Origin of the sequence: Saccharopolyspora shandongensis (assembly GCF_900106995.1) — a bacterium.
Lineage (GTDB): Bacteria > Actinomycetota > Actinomycetes > Mycobacteriales > Pseudonocardiaceae > Saccharopolyspora > Saccharopolyspora shandongensis.
Genome location: NZ_FNOK01000004.1, coordinates 143906 through 160295 on the forward strand (window position 1 = coordinate 143906; position 16390 = coordinate 160295).

At 70.6% G+C, this 16390-nt stretch carries 17 protein-coding genes; 7 read left to right on the top strand and 10 right to left on the bottom strand.

The features are described 5' to 3' along the window. Positions 1–2: 2 nt before the first annotated feature. The 6 genes from BLW84_RS05570 to BLW84_RS05590 form a co-directional block, all read right to left on the bottom strand. Entirely contained in the window at positions 3–746 is a 744-nt protein-coding gene (locus tag BLW84_RS05570; RefSeq protein WP_093261992.1) for a succinate dehydrogenase/fumarate reductase iron-sulfur subunit, read from the bottom strand. After that, positions 747–2645 (bottom strand): fumarate reductase/succinate dehydrogenase flavoprotein subunit, encoded by a 1899-nt coding sequence (locus BLW84_RS05575; RefSeq protein WP_093261994.1) that lies wholly within the window; start codon positions 2643–2645, stop codon positions 747–749. 88 nt (positions 2646–2733) lie between these two features. Beyond that, complete coding sequence (locus BLW84_RS05580) at positions 2734–3534, bottom strand: hypothetical protein (protein WP_093261996.1); 801 nt, start codon at positions 3532–3534, stop codon at positions 2734–2736. Positions 3535–3753: 219 nt separating this feature from the next. Further along, complete coding sequence (locus BLW84_RS05585) at positions 3754–4044, bottom strand: hypothetical protein (RefSeq protein ID WP_093261998.1); 291 nt, start codon at positions 4042–4044, stop codon at positions 3754–3756. Positions 4045–4231: 187 nt separating this feature from the next. Further along, complete coding sequence (locus BLW84_RS47250; RefSeq protein ID WP_177226301.1) at positions 4232–4387, bottom strand: hypothetical protein; 156 nt, start codon at positions 4385–4387, stop codon at positions 4232–4234. Beyond that, entirely contained in the window at positions 4384–5262 is an 879-nt protein-coding gene (locus tag BLW84_RS05590; RefSeq protein WP_143060861.1) for a hypothetical protein, read from the bottom strand. The genes BLW84_RS47250 and BLW84_RS05590 overlap by 4 nt, the downstream gene beginning before the upstream one ends. 22 nt (positions 5263–5284) lie before the next feature. Between BLW84_RS05590 and BLW84_RS05595 the strand changes: the two genes are divergently transcribed. Continuing rightward, a complete protein-coding gene (locus BLW84_RS05595) occupies positions 5285–5665 on the top strand; it encodes a cupredoxin domain-containing protein (protein WP_093262002.1) in 381 nt (126 codons plus the stop codon). Continuing rightward, complete coding sequence (locus BLW84_RS05600) at positions 5662–6204, top strand: hypothetical protein (RefSeq protein ID WP_177226302.1); 543 nt, start codon at positions 5662–5664, stop codon at positions 6202–6204. Before BLW84_RS05595 ends, BLW84_RS05600 begins: the two co-directional genes overlap by 4 nt. Positions 6205–6216: 12 nt before the next feature. Here BLW84_RS05600 and BLW84_RS05605 read toward each other — a convergent pair whose 3' ends face one another. Further along, positions 6217–6861: a TetR/AcrR family transcriptional regulator gene (locus BLW84_RS05605; protein ID WP_093262004.1), complete on the bottom strand. Its 645-nt coding sequence runs from the start codon at positions 6859–6861 to the stop codon at positions 6217–6219. A gap of 83 nt (positions 6862–6944) precedes the next feature. Between BLW84_RS05605 and BLW84_RS05610 the strand changes: the two genes are divergently transcribed. Then, positions 6945–7946 (top strand): LLM class flavin-dependent oxidoreductase, encoded by a 1002-nt coding sequence (locus tag BLW84_RS05610; RefSeq protein WP_093262006.1) that lies wholly within the window; start codon positions 6945–6947, stop codon positions 7944–7946. Positions 7947–8039: 93 nt separating this feature from the next. Here the strand turns inward: BLW84_RS05610 and BLW84_RS05615 are convergent, their stop codons facing one another. Continuing rightward, a complete protein-coding gene (locus BLW84_RS05615) occupies positions 8040–8744 on the bottom strand; it encodes a FadR/GntR family transcriptional regulator (protein WP_093262081.1) in 705 nt (234 codons plus the stop codon). A gap of 610 nt (positions 8745–9354) precedes the next feature. Here BLW84_RS05615 and BLW84_RS05620 point away from each other — a divergent pair. From BLW84_RS05620 to BLW84_RS05635, 4 genes are all read left to right on the top strand, one after another. Further along, positions 9355–10134, top strand: a complete 780-nt coding sequence (locus BLW84_RS05620; protein WP_093262082.1) for an HpcH/HpaI aldolase family protein — start codon at positions 9355–9357, stop codon at positions 10132–10134. An 89-nt stretch (positions 10135–10223) separates the two neighbouring features. Next, the gene (locus BLW84_RS05625; protein WP_093262084.1) at positions 10224–12485 is read left to right on the top strand and encodes a xanthine dehydrogenase family protein molybdopterin-binding subunit; all 2262 of its coding nucleotides are present in this window, start codon (positions 10224–10226) and stop codon (positions 12483–12485) included. Between the two features lie 247 nt (positions 12486–12732). Beyond that, positions 12733–13206, top strand: a complete 474-nt coding sequence (locus BLW84_RS05630; protein WP_093262086.1) for a (2Fe-2S)-binding protein — start codon at positions 12733–12735, stop codon at positions 13204–13206. Next, positions 13203–14024, top strand: a complete 822-nt coding sequence (locus BLW84_RS05635) for an FAD binding domain-containing protein (protein ID WP_093262088.1) — start codon at positions 13203–13205, stop codon at positions 14022–14024. The genes BLW84_RS05630 and BLW84_RS05635 overlap by 4 nt, the downstream gene beginning before the upstream one ends. A gap of 276 nt (positions 14025–14300) precedes the next feature. Here BLW84_RS05635 and BLW84_RS05640 read toward each other — a convergent pair whose 3' ends face one another. Both BLW84_RS05640 and BLW84_RS05645 read right to left on the bottom strand, forming a co-directional pair. Next, positions 14301–15110 carry an inositol monophosphatase family protein gene (locus tag BLW84_RS05640; protein ID WP_245760951.1) on the bottom strand — a complete coding sequence of 270 codons (810 nt, stop codon included), beginning with the start codon at positions 15108–15110 and terminating at the stop codon, positions 14301–14303. Next, entirely contained in the window at positions 15107–16291 is a 1185-nt protein-coding gene (locus BLW84_RS05645) for an alpha-D-ribose 1-methylphosphonate 5-triphosphate diphosphatase (protein ID WP_093262092.1), read from the bottom strand. Before BLW84_RS05645 ends, BLW84_RS05640 begins: the two co-directional genes overlap by 4 nt. Positions 16292–16390: the final 99 nt, after the last annotated feature.

The window sequence follows — 16390 nt, forward strand, 5'->3', positions numbered from 1 at the left end:
GCTCAGTCCTTCTTGCGGCGGAAGAGGCGGAGGATCGGGTCGTACTGGCGGTCCGCCACCCGCTCCTTCAGCGGGATCAGCGCGTTGTCCGTGATCTGGATGTTCTCCGGGCAGACGTCCGTGCAGCACTTCGTGATGTTGCACAGGCCGAGGCCGTGCTCGCCGCGCGCTTCTTCCGGGCGGTTCTCGGCCTCGTCCAGCGGGTGCATCTCCAGCTCCGCCACCCGCATCAGGAAGCGGGGCCCGGAGAACGCCTGCTTGTTGTCGTCGTGGTCGCGGATGACGTGGCAGGTGTTCTGGCACAGGAAGCATTCGATGCACTTGCGGAACTCCTGGGAGCGCTGCACGTCCACCTGCTGCATCCGGTACTCGCCCGGCTCCAGCCCCTCCGGCGGCGCGAACGCCGGCACCTCGCGGGCCTTGGTGTAGTTGTAGGACACGTCGCAGACCAGGTCCTTGATCAGCGGGAACGTCCGCATCGGGGTGACCGTGATCGTCTCGGACCGCTCGAAGGTCGACATCCGGGTCATGCACATCAGCCGGGGCCGGCCGTTGATCTCCGCCGAGCACGAGCCGCACTTGCCCGCCTTGCAGTTCCACCGCACCGCCATGTCCGGGCACTGGGTGGCCTGCAGCCGGTGGATGATGTCGAGCACGACCTCACCCTCGTTGACCTCGACGGTGTAGTCGCGAAGCGCCCCGTCGTCCGGACCGCGCCACACCCGGAAGTGCGCCTGGTAACCCATCTACAGCCCCTTCACCTGGACGTCAGCCAGTTCTTCCTCGGTGTAGTACTTGCGCAGCTCCTCGACCTTGAACAGCGTCAGCAGGTCCTCGCGCATCGGCGCCTGCGGCTCCTCGACGACCTCGATCCGCTCGTGGGCGACGCCGCAGACCAGCAGCTTTCGCCGCCAGTTCGCGTCCATCCCCGGGTGGTCGTCGCGGGTGTGGCCGCCGCGGCTCTCGGTGCGCAGCAGCGCGGCGCGCGCCACGCACTCGCTGACCAGCAGCATGTTCCGCAGGTCCAGCGCCAGGTGCCAGCCCGGGTTGAACTGCCGGTTGCCCTCCACCGCGAGGTGCTCGGCGCGCGCCCGGAGGTCCCGCAGCCGCTCCAGGGCCTGCCGCATCTCCGTGCCCTTGCGGATGATCCCGACCAGATCGTTCATCGTCTGCTGCAGTTCGGCGTGCAGCGCATAGGGATTCTCCGCGTTCGGCGAGGCCGCGGAGGCGAACGGGTCCTGCGCGCGCCGCGCCGCTGCGTCCACATCGGACTCCGCGATCGCCGGACGGGCGTCGAGACCCGCGATGTACTCTGCGGCGCCCGCGCCCGCGCGACGGCCGAAGACCAGCAGGTCGGACAGCGAGTTCCCGCCCAGCCGGTTGGAGCCGTGCATCCCGCCGGCCACCTCGCCGGCCGCGAACAGGCCCGGCACCCGGGACGCCGCCGTGTCCGGCTCCACCTCCACGCCGCCCATCACGTAGTGGCAGGTCGGCCCCACCTCCATGGACTCCGCCGTGATGTCCACGTCGGCGAGTTCCTTGAACTGGTGGTACATCGACGGCAGCCGCCGGGTGATCTGCTCCGCGGGCAGCCGGGTCGCCACGTCGAGGAACACCCCGCCGTGCTGCGAGCCGCGGCCCTCCTTCACCTCGTTGTTGATCGCGCGCGCCACCTCGTCGCGCGGCAGCAGCTCCGGCGGGCGGCGGTTGTTGTCCGGGTCGTCGTACCAGCGGTCGGCCTCGGCCTCGTTGTCCGCGTAGTTGTCCTTGAAGACCTCGGGGATGTAGTCGAACATGAACCGGCGGCCCTCGGAGTTGCGCAGCACGCCGCCGTCACCGCGCACCGACTCGGTGACCAGGATGCCCTTCACGCTCGGCGGCCAGACCATGCCCGTCGGGTGGAACTGCACGAACTCCATGTTGATCAACGACGCCCCGGCCCGCAGCGCCAGCGCGTGCCCGTCGCCGGTGTACTCCCAGGAGTTCGAGGTCACCTTGAACGACTTGCCGATGCCGCCGGTGGCGAGGATGACCACCGGCGCCTGGAACAGCACGAACCGACCGGACTCCCGCCAGTACCCGAAGGCGCCGGAGATCCGGGAGGATTCCTTCAGCAGCTCGGTGACCGTGCACTCCTGGAAGACCTTGATGCGGGCCTCGTAGTCGCCGTGCTCGGCGTGGTCCTCCTGCTGCAGCGACACGATCTTCTGCTGCAGCGTGCGGATCAGCTCCAGGCCGGTGCGGTCACCGACGTGCGCCAGCCTCGGGTACTCGTGGCCGCCGAAGTTGCGCTGGCTGATCCGGCCATCCGGGGTGCGGTCGAACAGCGCGCCGTAGGTCTCCAGCTCCCAGACCCGCTGCGGCGCCTCCTTCGCGTGCAGCTCCGCCATCCGCCAGTTGTTCAGGAACTTCCCGCCGCGCATGGTGTCGCGGAAGTGCACCTGCCAGTCGTCGCGGGAGTTGACGTTGCCCATCGAGGCGGCGATGCCGCCCTCGGCCATCACGGTGTGCGCCTTGCCGAACAACGACTTGCACACCACGGCCGTGCGCAGGCCCTGGGAGCGGGCCTCGATCGCCGCGCGCAGACCCGCGCCACCGGCGCCGATCACGACGACGTCGTACTCGTGCCGTTCGATCTCCACCATCGACTTCCTTCTATGTCACAAGCGGCGGCAGCCGCTTGCGGTGTGGGACTCAGCTGGCACCACCGCGGGTTCTCAGGGGCGGTGCCCGCTAGTTGAACAATCTGGGATCCGGGAACGCGCCGCTGGCGATCAGCAGCACGTACAGGTCGACCAGGGCCACCGACACCAGGGACGACCAGGCCAGCAGCATGTGCTTGCCGTTGAGCCAGGTCACCTTGGTCCAGAACCAGTAGCGCACCGGGTGCTTGGAGAAGTGGTTGATGCGGCCGCCGATCAGGTGCCGGCAGGAGTGGCAGGACAGCGTGTACGACCACAGCAGCACCACGTTGGCCCCCATCAGCAGCGTGCCCAGCCCGATGCCGAAGCCGCCGTCGGCGCCCCGGAAGGCGATCACCGTGTCGTAGGTGAGCACCGCGGCCACGACCAGCGCCGCGTAGAAGAAGTAGCGGTGCACGTTCTGCATGATCAGCGGGAACCGCGTCTCGCCGGTGTAGCGGCGGTGCGGTTCGGTGACCGCGCAGGCCGGCGGCGACGCCCAGAACGACCGGTAGTAGGCCTTCCGGTAGTAGTAGCAGGTCAGCCGGAAGCCGAGGACGAACGGCAGCACGAAGATCGGCGGCGGCACGAACGGCCCCAGGTCCGGTGCCGGCTGGCCCCAATGGCTGGCGCCGGGCACGCAGGCCGTGGACAGGCAGGGCGAGTAGAACGGCGCCAGGTAGTGGTACTCGGGAACCCAGTACCACTGGTTCATGAAGGTGCGGATCAGGCCGTAGACCACGAAGGCAAGCAGCCCGAGGAAGGTGACCAGCGGCGGCAGCCACCACCGGTCGGTGCGCAGGGTTCGCACGGAGATCCGTGCCCGGCCTGAGGCGGAAGGTGGTGCGGACATTCGCAGACCTCGTTGTCTATGTTCGTCCGGGGGTGCTCACCTGAGGTCGCTCATTGTGGATCAACGGCCTCGACCCAGGTAGTCCCCCAACCGGCGCAACCCGGTCGTGGCCTCCCCCGATCAAGCGAGATGCGGGGGAGCTCCTCCCCCGCATCCGGGCCGGTCCACTGCGGACAGGCGGGCGGCTGCCGACTGGCGGCGTGCAGTACCTGCGGCGGCCTAGTGCGGCGCCCGGCCGCCCAGCCCCTCGTCGTCGGCGTCACGCCACAGCGACGGGTCGTAGGGGGTGTCGGGCACGATCACCACGTCCTCGGCGGACTCGGTGCTGCGCCGCTGCGTGGGCATGGTGCCGGAGAGTTCGGCGATGTCTATGTCCAGTCGCTCCACGTCGTTGTGGATCCGGCGCACGGCCGGGGCGTCGCCGTAGCGCGATCGCAGCGCGCCGACGCTGCTGCGGAGCTGCGCCAGGGCGCGCTGGAGATCGGCCAGTTCGGTCGTCGTCGAGGCCATGGGCGAACACCTCTTCCGCCTAGCGGGGGCCAGTACCGCACCGACTCTGCCCCTAACGACGTAATGTGACAAGTGCCACACTGTAGATCTTGCCCGAATTCCCCCACCGGGGTCAGGCGACCTCAGAACCCGTGAGCGCTTTGGGGCGCAATGGCACCCCAAAGCACTCACGGGACCCCCGCCGAGATCAGGGGTCCTGGTCGTCGTCTTCTCCGGGGTTTCGGCGGCGGTCTCGGTAGACGATCACCGCTACCACCGCCACCACCGCGAACGTCGGGACGAAGAACGGGACCGCCGTGATGATCGGGTGGCTCGCCAGGACCAGATCCGCCGTGGCCGTCATGTCGTGCCGTCCGCGAGCCGGGCGACCCGGACCGCGCGGTGCTTGGCCCGGCGGGCCGTCGGCGGGCCCGAGATCGCGCGCGAGACCCGCTGCGCTCCCCAGCCCAGCGACACCACCAGCGCCACCGAGCACGCCAGCACCACCAGCGATGCGCTGACCCACAACCACGGCGGGATGCCCAGCTTCGTTTCGCGCCGCAGGACCTGCCATTCCGGTTGGCCGTCGCGGGCGAACAGCGGCTCCGCGGCCAGTTCGGGCAGCCCCAGCGCCGCGTCGGCCGGCATGTGGATCGGGAACGCGAGCATCGCGCGGCCGTCGTGCAGCCGCAGCAGGGTCTTGCCCGCGCCACCGACCGGCACCGACGCATTGGTCCGGTAGTGGCCGTCGCCGATCCGGCGCAGGTGGTCGACCTTCAGCGTGCCGCCCTGCCAGCTGGTCACCGCGAGCCACGTCGGGTCTTGGGCGATCGCGGGCAGGTCGAGCCGCACGTCCGCCTGGCCGGTCCGCTGGTCCAGCGCCATCGTCGCGCGCACACCTGCGGGCGCGGTGCCGATCAGTCCGTTGGTGACGCCCAGCGCGATCGCCAGCAGAGCGCCGCCGAACACCGCTCGCCGAACCGGCAGGCTCGGCAGCTCGCCGCGCAGGGCACACACGAGCAACGCCCCGAGCAGGCCGCCGCTGACGCCGCCGACGACGGCCATGAGGACGCCTTCCAGCAGCATGTCGGGCGTCCACGGCATCACGAAGGCGAACTGCGTCCACACGTACTCGCCGGCGAACCCGATCGTGCCGATGAGCAGGCCGGACACCGTGCCCAGCACCAGCGGCCTGCGCAGCAGGGCGACCGCCGCGACCTCCACGCACACGGACTTCACCTGAGTGGCCTACGGAGGATTAATGACGACCGCGCGAGGCTTCGGATTCGCCCTGCTCGCCGGCGCCGCACTGCTGTCGGCCTGCACGGCGCCTCCCGCCGCCGAACCGCCCGCGCCGCAGGCCGACTCCTCGGCGGCGGGCGTGGTCTCGGCGGACTTCGAGGTCGTCGGCGGCCAGGTGGACGGCCGGCCGGAACGGATCCAGGCACCGCTCGGCAGCCTGGTCCGGTTCACCGTCCGAAGCGATGGAGCGGACGGGCTGCACGTGCACGGATACGACAAATCCGCGCCGCTCCGCCCCGGCGAGCCGGCGACCGTCGAGTTCCGCGCGGACATCCCCGGCGCGTTCGAGATCGAGCTGCACCACTCCGGCCCGGCGCTGCCCAGCCTGGTGGTGCGGTGAACTTCCTGGCCCACGGGCTCGGCGGCCGCACCGACCTGCCGCTCAACGGCGTCGCGGCGATCATCGACGGCGGCATCGCGGTGGCGATCTCGTTCGCGGCGCTGGCGAAGCTCTGGTCGCGGCCGTGGCTGAATCCCGACGCCGGGCGGCCGCTGCCGTTCCTGCACTTCGTCGATTCGCCCGGAATTCGTTGGGTGGCAAGGATTCTCACGCTCGCGCCGGCCGCTCTCGTGGTGGCGGTGGCGTTCCTCGGGCCGCCGGGGACGGAGCGGAACCTCGCGCCCTGGGCGCTGTACGTGACGTACTGGGTCGGCCTGGCGCCGATCAGCGCGCTGTTCGGCCCGGTGTGGCGGATCGTGAACCCGCTGCGCACGCTGCATTCGTGCACGTTCCACTGTGGATTTCCACGTCGGGCGACCGAACGGTCCACTGTGTCCGATCGCCGCGTTCTGCCGCAATTTCAATTGAAACTGCGGGTCCGATTTCCATTGAAATTGCGGCAACCGGAAGATGGGGTCCGCGACGTGGAATGGTGGTGAGCGGACCGCGGCTCAGGACGCGATCGCGGCGAGGCCTGCGAGCAGGGGTTTCAGGCCTAGGTCGAACTGCTCGTCCAGGCCGTGGTTCCGGGTTTCCCGCGCCGCCGCCACCACGTGCGGGAACTCGGCCTCCGGCAGGGCCGCCATCGGCGAGTCCCCTGCCGAGTCCACCTTGCCGACCAGGTCGAGCTGGGCGAATCCGATGGCATAGCTGAAGACCAGGCGCGAGCCTCCGACCATCGCCGCCCCGCGCAGGCCCGCGTCGCGCAACGCGGTCATGACGGCGTCCGGCAGGCGCAGCGCCACCGGGTCGCTGTACTCCCGCAGCGCAAGCAACGGCGTTGCGTTCGGATGCCGGAAGACCAGCGCGCGGATGCCGTGCGCCAGCGCCGCGATCCGCTCCTGCCAGGGCAGCGCCGCGTCCGGCAGTTCGACCGCGGCGAGCAGGCGCTCGATGACCAGGCGTTCGAGCTCCGAACGGTCCGCCACGTGGTGGTACAGGCTCATCTTGCCGACGCCGAGGCGCTCGGCGACCGCTCGCATGGACAGCCCGTCGTGGCCCGATTCGTCGAGCACTTCCAGCGCGCCCGCCACGACCGCTTCGCGGGTCAGCTTCGGCGGCCGCCCGCGCCGCCTCGGGGCATCCGGCGTGGTCACGAGCCCAACCTAACGCACTTCCTCGACCGGTCCGACACCAGCTGCTAGTTTTTTCGTCTAGCCGACGAAAAATAGGAGATCGCATGCGCACCAAGTACGGACTGGTCCTGTTCACCGATTCGTTCGGGAGCGGGGCGAGCGGCCGCGAGGTCTTCGAGTGGTCACTGGAGTACGTCCGCGAGGCCGAGCGGCACGGCTGGCACGAGGCCTGGACGACCGAACACCACTTCAACTCCCGGGCCCAGAACCCGTCGGCCCTGGCGATGGCGGCGTTCCTGCTGGGCCGCACGAACCTCGGCGTCGGCACCGCGGTCTGCGTGCTGCCCAACCACCACCCGCTCGCCCTCGCGGAGCAGGCCGCGGTGCTCCAGCACCTCTCCGGCGACCGGTTCACGCTCGGCGTCGGGCGCGGACAACCGCTGGTGGACCTGGAGATATTCGGCACCGGGCTGGCGGGCTTCCGCGACATCGACGAATCCGTGGCCCTGCTCGACGAGGCGTTGCGGCAGGGGCACGCAAAGGGCAGCGGCGAGCGGTACCACTTCGACGAGGTGCAGATCGTGCCCGCACCGGAGACGTCCCGCGCGCCGTTCGTGCTGGCTTCGTCATCGCCGGAATCCGCGCGACTGGCCGCGCGCCACGGGCTTCCGGTGCTGCTCAGCCCATTCGTCGACGTGGCCGCGAAGCGCGCGGTGCTGGACGCGCACGCCGCGGCGGCGGCCGAATCCGGTCACCGGCTGGACCCGCTGGACAACATCGACTCGGCGTACTTCGCCATCGCCGACGAAACCCCGACCGCGAGGCGGCTGCTGACGAACGGGATCGCCGAGCTGAACCTGCAGATCTCCCGCGAGGCCGTGCCGCTGGTCTCACGTCCGGCGCCGACGGCCGCGCAGGCGTTCGACGAGGCCGCCGCGCTGGCCGACTGCCACATCGCGGGCGACGTGGCGGAATGCCGCAGGCAGCTGGCCGACCGCGTCGCGACCCTCGGCGTCGGGCGCGTCCTCCTGATGCCCGAAGGCGCCGGGTCGCGCGAAGCCGCGCTGCGCACGATCCGCGAAGCGGAGAAGGTCTTCGCGGACTAGGGAGTTGCTCCGGGAACGCTCGGCCGAGGGCGTATGCGCCTAGGCCGTCACGGCGCAAGAGAGCATTCTGAAACGACCGCTACGACGCGGCTTTCAGGCGGAGCCGGGGCCTCGCCGGTCGGCGGGCGGGATGGTGCGGAGGAGGTCCTTCTCCGACGCCGTGACGTGGATCGTCGCCCAGGACAGGGCCAGCGCAGCGTCACCGGCTTCGAGCGCCTCGTAGATCGCCTGGTGCTGGGACATGATCCGCTCGCGAGCGTCGGCGATGTTCAGGGCGTTCCAGGTCCGGGCCCGCAAGGCTCGTGCCGCCAGGCCGTTGACCACCGAGGTCAGCGTCCGGTTGCCGGTGGCCGCCATGATGCAGGCGTGGAACTCGGCGTCGTGCGTGATGAGCTCCTCGATCGTCTCCGATCGGCGCATCGCTTCGAGGTGTCCGCGCAGCCGCGCCAGCTGCTCCGGCGTGATCCGCTCCGCGGCGAGCGCCGTCGCCTGCGGCTCCAGCAGGCGGCGGAGCTCGAAGATCTCCGGCAGCGTGTCGTCCTGCATGAGCTCGACCGCGTGGGCGATGCCCTCCAGCAGCCGGTGCGGCTCCAGGCTCGTCACGTACGTGCCGTCGCCGCGCCGGACGTCGAGCACCTGCGCGTGCACCAATGCCGTCACGGCCTCCCGCATCGAGCTGCGGGAGAGCCCGAGCTGCGCGGCGAGGTCCGGTTCGCGCGGCAACCGGGCGCCGGGGCTCAGCTCGCCGCCGGCGATGAGCTGGCGGATCTTCTCGATCGCGTCGTTGCTCCGCCCCATCCCGCGCCCTCCACATCAGTCGGCCCGCGTGCTGCTCGTGAGCACTTTGGTCCGCTATAGAGCCTGTTTCCAAACTCATCTTGCGTGGCGGTGCGGGTGGCGGAACCTCAGAGGCCTTCTCGCTGTGGGATCCCCGACTCATGAATGACCAATTCACCACGTCGGGGCTGTCCTCGCGAGAAGACCTCTGAGAACCCGCGGCGGTGCAAGCTGCGGGGGTGGGCTAAGCGGCTGCGCCGCTTCAAAGACAACAACCCCGCGTTACCACACCTCACACCACGACATCTCAAACAGCTTCTATAGCGATCCAAAGTACTCACGAGCCACCGCAGCCGATACATCAGATGTTCCAAGCCGTCAACATTGATCGTTCGATCGGGGAACTACGGTGAAATCGGTTGTTCGACAAGGTATTGGCCGGTCAGCGGACGCGGAAGCATGTTCGGCGTATTGCTCGAAACATCAGATGTGTCCTAGAGTCGCGGGCGTCCCGAGCACCGTCGAATCCCTTCGACCAGAACCGTTTTCGCCCGCAACGCCGGGGCGTCGCCGGCCCGGCACGACCCCGCCGAACGCCGCCGCGGTCGGCGATCGAGTTCGAAGGAGCATGATGGCAACGCTGCGTGAAACCCTGGAGGCCGGTCGCCCGACGGTCGGCGGCTGGGCCTCGATCCCCAGCCCGTTCGCCGCCGAGCTGATGGGCCGTTGCGGGTACGACTGGGTGTGCATCGACACCCAGCACGGGCTCGTCGGCTACGACCAGATGGTCCCCATGCTGCAGGCGCTGGCGATCACCGGGACGCCGACCTTCGTGCGGGTGCCGTGGAACCGGCCGGACCAGATCATGAAGGCCCTCGACGCCGGCGCGCACGGCATCATCGTGCCGATGGTCAACAACGCAGAGGAGGCCCGCCGCGCGGTCGAGGCGGCGAAGTACCCGCCGGAGGGTTCGCGCAGCTGGGGCCCGATCCGGGCGGCGTTCGAGCTCGACGACTACACGCCGGAGGCCGGCAACCGGCGCACCGTGCTCGCCGCGATGATCGAGACCCCCGAAGGCGTGCGGAACGCGGACGAGATCCTGTCCACGCCGGGCATCGACGCGGCCTACATCGGCCCGTCCGATCTGGCCCTCGGCCACGGAATGGCGCCCGTCCTGGCGGTCCGTGAGGCCGAGCACGAGCAGCTCGTCCGCTCCATTTTGGACAGTTGTCGCCGCAACGGAGTGCTGGCGGGCATCCATTGTGACAGCGCACAAACCGTGCAACGCTGGCATGACCTGGGCTTCGACCTGGCGTCGCTGAGCTCCGACGCGGTCCTGCTCCGCGAGGCGGCCACCGCGGCGGTCCGCCAGGTGACCGGACGAGCCGCAGGCGTCGGCGACTACGCCTGAAAACGGCCGCGAGTCTTGTGCGGCGCGGGGCGTCGCACCAGACTCACTGGTCGGTTCCCGATTCTGATCCTGTTGACTGCGAGGCACCATTGAGCATTCTCGGCACCCGGGTCGAGCGCCGCGAGGACCCGCGCCTACTCACCGCCGGCGGCACCTACGTGGACGACCTGCGAGATCCCGCACTCGCCGGGGCACTGCACGTCACCTTCGTGCGCAGCCCGCTGGCGCACGCCAAGATCACCGAGATCGACACCTCGGCGGCCCGCGAGCTGCCCGGCGTGGCCGGCGTGTTCACCGGCGCGGACGTCGACCTCCCGCCGTTCGTTTCGCAGATGGGCGTCAGCGGCCCCCCACCTGCCGCGATGGAACGGCCGCACCTGGCCCGCGACACCGTCCGCTACGTCGGCGAACCGGTGGCCGTGGTGCTCACCGAGACCCGCGCGCAGGGCGAGGACGCCGCCGAACTCGTCTCCGTCGACTACGACCCGCTGGACCCGGTGGTCGACGTCGCAGACGCGTTGCGCGACGAGATCCTGCTGTTCCCGGCGGCGGGCACCAACGTCACCGGCACCAGCGGCGAACTGGACGACTCGCTGTTCGACGGCTGCGAGGTCGTCGTCACCAAGCAGATCGAGAACCAGCGCCTCGCCGCCGCGCCGCTGGAGGTCCGCACCGCCGCCTGCGCCTGGGACGGCGACAAGGTCACCCTGTGGCTGTCCAACCAGAACGCGCAGAGCTGCCGCGACGAGCTGATGGCGAACCTGGGGCTGCCGCAGGAGCGGATCCGGGTGATCACGCCCGACGTCGGCGGCGGCTTCGGCGCCAAGATCGGCGTCGAGCAGGAGGCCGCGCTGCTGGCGTTCCTGGCCAAGCGCGTCGGCCGCCCGGTGAAGTGGGTGGAGAGCCGCAGCGAGAACCTGGTCGCGATGACCCACGGCCGCGCGCAGCGGCAGGTGGTGACCATCGGCGGCCGCCGCGACGGCACCGTGCTCGCCTACCGGCTGGAGATCGTCCAGGACGTCGGCGCCTACCCGCGGATGGGCGCGTTCCTGCCGCTGTTCACCCGGTTCATGGTCAGCGGCGTCTACGACATCCCGAAGGTCGACTCCGTCGCCCGCTGCGTCGTCACCAACACCACGCCGATCGGCGCCTACCGGGGCGCGGGGCGGCCGGAGGCGACCGCCGCCGTGGAACGCGCGATGGACCTCTTCGCGGCCGAGACCGGCGTCGACCCGGCCGAGGTGCGCCGCCGCAACCTGGTGCGCCCCGAGCAGTTCCCGTTCGACACGCCGGGCGGCATGACCTACGACACCGGCGAGTACATCAAGGGCCTGGACGCGGTGCTGGAAGCCGCCGACTACCAGGCCTTGCGCGAGGAGCAGGCCAAGCGGCGCGCCGAGGGCGCCGCGCTCCAGCTGGGCATCGGGCTGGCCAGCTACGTGGAGATCACCGCGCCGAACAACACCGAGGGCGAGACCGGGCACGTCGAGATCCGCCCGGACGGCAGCGTCCTGGTGCTCACCGGCAGCTCCCCGCACGGGCAGGGCCACTGGACCTCCTACGCGATGCTGGTGTCCGACCAGTTGGGCATCGACCTGGACAAGATCGAGGTCGTGCACGGCGACACCGACCTGATCCCGAAGGGCGTGGGCACCATGGGATCCCGCTCCCTGCAGCTGGGCGGGTCCGCGGTGCACCGGGCCGCGGTGGATGTCAAGGAGAAGGCCCGCAAGCTGGCCGCGGAGCTGATCGAGATCGACGAGGCCGACCTCGAACTCACCGACGGCACCTGGCAGGTGCGCGGCACGCCGAGCGTCGCGCTGTCCTGGGCGGAGCTGGCCCAGCGCGCCGACGAGGGGCTGGCCGCCGACGTGCACTTCACCGAGGACCGGCCGACCTTCCCGTTCGGGTCGCACCTGGCGGTCGTCGAAGTCGACACCGAAACCGGCAAGGTGAACTATCTTCGGCACGTGACCGTTGACGACGCGGGCGTGATCATCAACCCGGTCCTCACCGAGGGCCAGCGGCACGGCGGCATCGCGCAGGGCGCCGCCCAAGCCCTGCTGGAGGAGGTCTCCTACGACGCCGACGGAAACCCGCAGAACGCCACCCTCGCCGACTACGCCTTCATCACGGCGGCCGAGCTGCCCAGCTTCGAGCTGCTGACGATGGAAACCCCGACCACGCTCAACCCGTTGGGCGTCAAGGGGATCGGCGAGGCGGGCACCATCGGCGCCACCCCGGCGGTCCAGAACGCAGTGGTCGACGCAGTGGCCCACCTCGGGGTCAGGCACATCGACATGCCCACCACCCCAGAACGGGTGTGGAAGGCCATCCAAGCCCATTCATGACGCAATGTGCGGAGGTGGCCCCGTAGCGGAACCTCAGACGCCGCCTCGGTCCGGGATCCCGACATCACGTATGTCCAGCTGTCCTCCCGAGACGACATCTGAGAACCCGCGGGTGGTCAACCTGCGAGCGTGGGCTAAGCGGCTGCGCCGCTTGAAAGACGGCAACATAACGAGGCATAGACAGGCCGCGGAGTTGGTTCGGGTGAGTGGATCACGCTGACCCGACAAGTGCTTAGGAGTTCGTTTCGTGCAAGTTTCGATCAACGTCAACGGCGAGCAGCGCAGCCACGAGGTCGAGGACCGCACGCTGCTCGTTCAGTACCTGCGGGAAGACTGCGGCCTGACGGGCACCAACATCGGCTGCGACACCACGTCGTGCGGGGCCTGCACGGTGCTGCTCGACGGCGAGTCGGTGAAGTCCTGCACCGTGCTCGCGGCCCAGGCCGACGGCCACGACGTCACCACCATCGAGGGCCTCGCCGACGGCGAGGAGCTGCACCCGATGCAGCGCGCCTTCCAGCAGAAGCACGGGCTGCAGTGCGGTTTCTGCACGCCGGGCATGGTGATGGCCTCGGTGTCCCTGGTCGAGGAGAACCCGAACCCGACCGAGGCCGACGTGCGGTCCGGCCTGGAGGGCAACCTCTGCCGGTGCACCGGCTACCACAACATCGTCGAAGCCGTGCTGACCGCGGCCAAGGAGAAGTCGGGGGCCGCGGAATGATCCCTGCCACGTTCACCTACAAGAAGGCCAACTCCGTCGAGGAGGCGCTGAGCCTGCTCGCCGAGCACGGCGACGACGCGAAGCTGCTCGCCGGCGGGCACTCGCTGCTGCCGCTGATGAAGCTGCGGCTGTCGGTGCCGGAGGTGCTGATCGACGTCGGCGGCCTGCGCGACCTGTCCTACATCCGCGAGGAGGGTTCGGAGATCCGGATCGGGGCGCTGACCCGGCACCACGACCTGGAGCACTCCGAGCTGCTGGCCCGCGAGGTGCCGCTGCTGGCGCACGCCGCGGGCACCATCGGCGACCCGCAGGTCCGCCACCGCGGCACCATCGGCGGCTCGCTGGTGCACGGCGACCCGGCCTCCGACCTGCCCGCCGTGGCGCTCGCGCTGGACGCGGTGCTGGTCGCGCAGGGCCCGTCGGGCACCCGGGAGATCCCGGCGACGGAGTTCTTCACCGACTTCTTCGAGACCGCGCTCGGCGAGGACGAGCTGCTGGTGGAGATCCGGGTGGCGAAGAACCCCGCGCAGGGCTGGGACTTCCAGAAGTTCACCAAGCGGGCGATCGACTGGGCGGTGGTCGGCGTGGCCGTCGCCGGCCAGCGCGTAGCGCTGGTGAACATGGGCCCGACGCCGATGCGGGCGCACGGCGTGGAGGCGGCCCTGGCGAGTGGAGCGAGCGCCGCCGAGGCCGCGGAGCGGGCGGCGGAGGACACGTCGCCGCCGGACCAGGCCAGCGCGAGCGCCGACTACCGGAGGCACCTGGCGAAGGTGCTGGTGCGCCGGGCGCTGGAAGCCGCCGCGGCACGCGGCGCGTAGCGGAGACGCCGAGGGCGCCCTTGACCGCTCGGTCAAGGGCGCCCTCGCCTTCCGGCGGAGTCCACTGTGGACTCACTGCTGCCATGACACACCTCGGCGCGTCGGCTCCCAACACGCCGAGGTGGCCCGATTTTAGGCAAAATTGGAAGCCGGCTCGCCCGGATCGGGGATCCCCGATTTTAGGCAAAATCGGGCCCCTTTCTCCGCTCCGACGCGTGGTGAAACGCGCTCACCTGGGCGGATCCGGCTGTTGCGAGGTCGAGTCACCTGGAGGTCCTAGCCGCGGATGGTGGCGGCGAGTTCGTCCGCCAGCTCCGGCGTTGCCGCCGCGACTCCGGACCAGCGGCGCCGGAGGTCCGGGTCGATCTCCAGGGGCCTGCCGTGGACGTCCAGGACCGCGCCGCCCGCCCCGGGCAGCGCCACCATCGCCGCGACGAGGTCCACGATGCGGTGGGTGTCGGAGTTCGCGTCGGCGAACGCATCCGTCGAGCCCTCCGCCACCAGCATCGTCTCCAGGCACGTCGTGGACAGGATCCGCACGCGCGCCGCCCGCTTCGCCACCCGCCACCACGCGTCCGCGCTGCGCTCGTGCGGGCGCAGCAGGCTGACCGCCGCGCCGTCGAGCGAACGCCGGCCGCTGGTGCGGAACTCCGGCGACCGCCCGGCGACCGCATGCCAGCACCGCCCGGTGTCCAGCCAGCAGGTCAGCGCCTCCACCGGCGTCTCGTCCAGCACGATCGCGCCGGAGAACGCCGACAGCGGCACCCCGGCGGCGGCGTTCGCCGTGCCGTCCACCGGGTCGGCCACCAGCGTCACCGCCGAGCCGTTGTCGACGAACCCGACCTCCTCGCTGAGCAGGTTGATCCGGTGCGCCTCGACGACCTCCGCGATCGCGCCCTCCACCAGCAGGTCCAGCCGCATCGACGCGGTGCCGTCGGCGCCGATCGAGGACGTCTCGGCGAGCTGCGCCCGGTCGTAGCGGGCCCGGGCGTCGCGGAACGCCGCCGACGCGGCCTTGGCGGCCTCGGCCAGCACCGCGTGCGCGGCGGACGGGATCTGCGGGTCCGGCACCGGCCATCCGATCACGCCGCACCTCCCGGCAGCACGGACCGCACCAGCGGCCACTTCGGACCCGGCTCCACCAGCGCCAGGTCCGCACGCAGTCCTGGTTCCAGCCGCCCCCGGTCGGCGATCCCGGCGACCGCCGCGGGCCCGGAGGTCACCAGCGCGATCGCCGCGGGCAGCCCGAGCTCGCCGGCCAGCCCGAACACCGCGGCCAGCAGCCCGGACGGCAGGTAGTCCGAGGCCAGCGCCGTGACCAGCCCGCGCGAGGCGAGCTCCCGGGCCGACACGTTCCCGTTGTGCGAGTGCCCGCGGAGGACGTTCGGCGCGCCCGCCACGACCGGCAGGCCGTGCTCGCGGGCCGCGACGGCCGCCGCCATCGTGGTCGGGAATTCCGCCACCGCGCCGCCCCTGGTGCACAGCGCGGAGATCTCCTCGGCCGATTCGGGATCGTGGCCGAGCAGCCGAATCCGCCCGGACCGCGCGAGATCGCCCAGCCAGGCCAGGTTCTCGTCCCGCACGTCGAGCAGCTCGCCGCGCTCGGTGATCATCTCCGTGACGTGCTCCTCGGCCTCCTCCGGCGTCAGCCCGTCCGCGCCGATGAGGTAGCGCTCCATCTGCCGCCGGTCGGCGTACTGCCCGATGCCCGGCGTGTGGTCCTCGTGCGAGACCAGCGCGCCATCGTCCACAGTGTCCAGTTGCGCCCGCAGGGCGGCGGCGCCTTCGGCGGAGCGCACGTCGAGCCGGTACAGCACCCGGTGGTCCACCGGCCCCGCTCCCCTGGCGCGCACCGTCTCGCACAACTCGCTCGCGCCGACGATGGAGCGCTGCGTCCCGCGCGAGGTCTTGTGCTGGAACGCCGCGCCGTGGAACACCGTCGTGACGGCGGCGGCAGTGAGCTTGCCCTCCATGGACAGCAAGGCGAAATCCCACGGCAGCACCGCCGACGGGCGCGGCATGCGCTCCCGCTCCAGCGCGTCGCTGTGCACGTCGATCAGGCCCGGGATGCACAGCAGGCCGCCGCCGTCGACATCGCAGGACGAGCCCGCCGGGTGGTCCTCGATCGCCTCGATGCGCCCGGCGCGCACCACGATCCGGCTGTCGTCGGTGACCCGGTCCGGCAGCACGGCCCGCACGTGCCCCAGCACGTAGTCCTTCGGCGCCGCCGCCAGCGGCCAGCTGACCTCCTCGACCGCGCTGCTCATGACTGGTCCGCCTCTCCGCGCTTCACAGTTCCGCCTCTCCGCGCTTCACAGTTGTGGTTACGTCCCAGGTCAAACTCGCGTTTCGCGGTTTCCTATGGC

Excerpts from the sequence above, each read along its gene's own strand:
- BLW84_RS05570 (WP_093261992.1), bottom strand. The coding sequence starts at position 746 with ATGGGTTACCAGGCGCACTTCCGGGTGTGGCGCGGTCCGGACGACGGG.
- BLW84_RS05575 (WP_093261994.1), bottom strand. The coding sequence starts at position 2,645 with ATGGTGGAGATCGAACGGCACGAGTACGACGTCGTCGTGATCGGCGCC.
- BLW84_RS05580 (WP_093261996.1), bottom strand. The coding sequence starts at position 3,534 with ATGTCCGCACCACCTTCCGCCTCAGGCCGGGCACGGATCTCCGTGCGA.
- BLW84_RS05585 (WP_093261998.1), bottom strand. The coding sequence starts at position 4,044 with ATGGCCTCGACGACGACCGAACTGGCCGATCTCCAGCGCGCCCTGGCG.
- BLW84_RS47250 (WP_177226301.1), bottom strand. The coding sequence starts at position 4,387 with ATGACGGCCACGGCGGATCTGGTCCTGGCGAGCCACCCGATCATCACG.
- BLW84_RS05595 (WP_093262002.1), top strand. The coding sequence starts at position 5,285 with ATGACGACCGCGCGAGGCTTCGGATTCGCCCTGCTCGCCGGCGCCGCA.
- BLW84_RS05610 (WP_093262006.1), top strand. The coding sequence starts at position 6,945 with ATGCGCACCAAGTACGGACTGGTCCTGTTCACCGATTCGTTCGGGAGC.
- BLW84_RS05615 (WP_093262081.1), bottom strand. The coding sequence starts at position 8,744 with ATGGGGCGGAGCAACGACGCGATCGAGAAGATCCGCCAGCTCATCGCC.
- BLW84_RS05620 (WP_093262082.1), top strand. The coding sequence starts at position 9,355 with ATGGCAACGCTGCGTGAAACCCTGGAGGCCGGTCGCCCGACGGTCGGC.
- BLW84_RS05635 (WP_093262088.1), top strand. The coding sequence starts at position 13,203 with ATGATCCCTGCCACGTTCACCTACAAGAAGGCCAACTCCGTCGAGGAG.
- BLW84_RS05645 (WP_093262092.1), bottom strand. The coding sequence starts at position 16,291 with ATGAGCAGCGCGGTCGAGGAGGTCAGCTGGCCGCTGGCGGCGGCGCCG.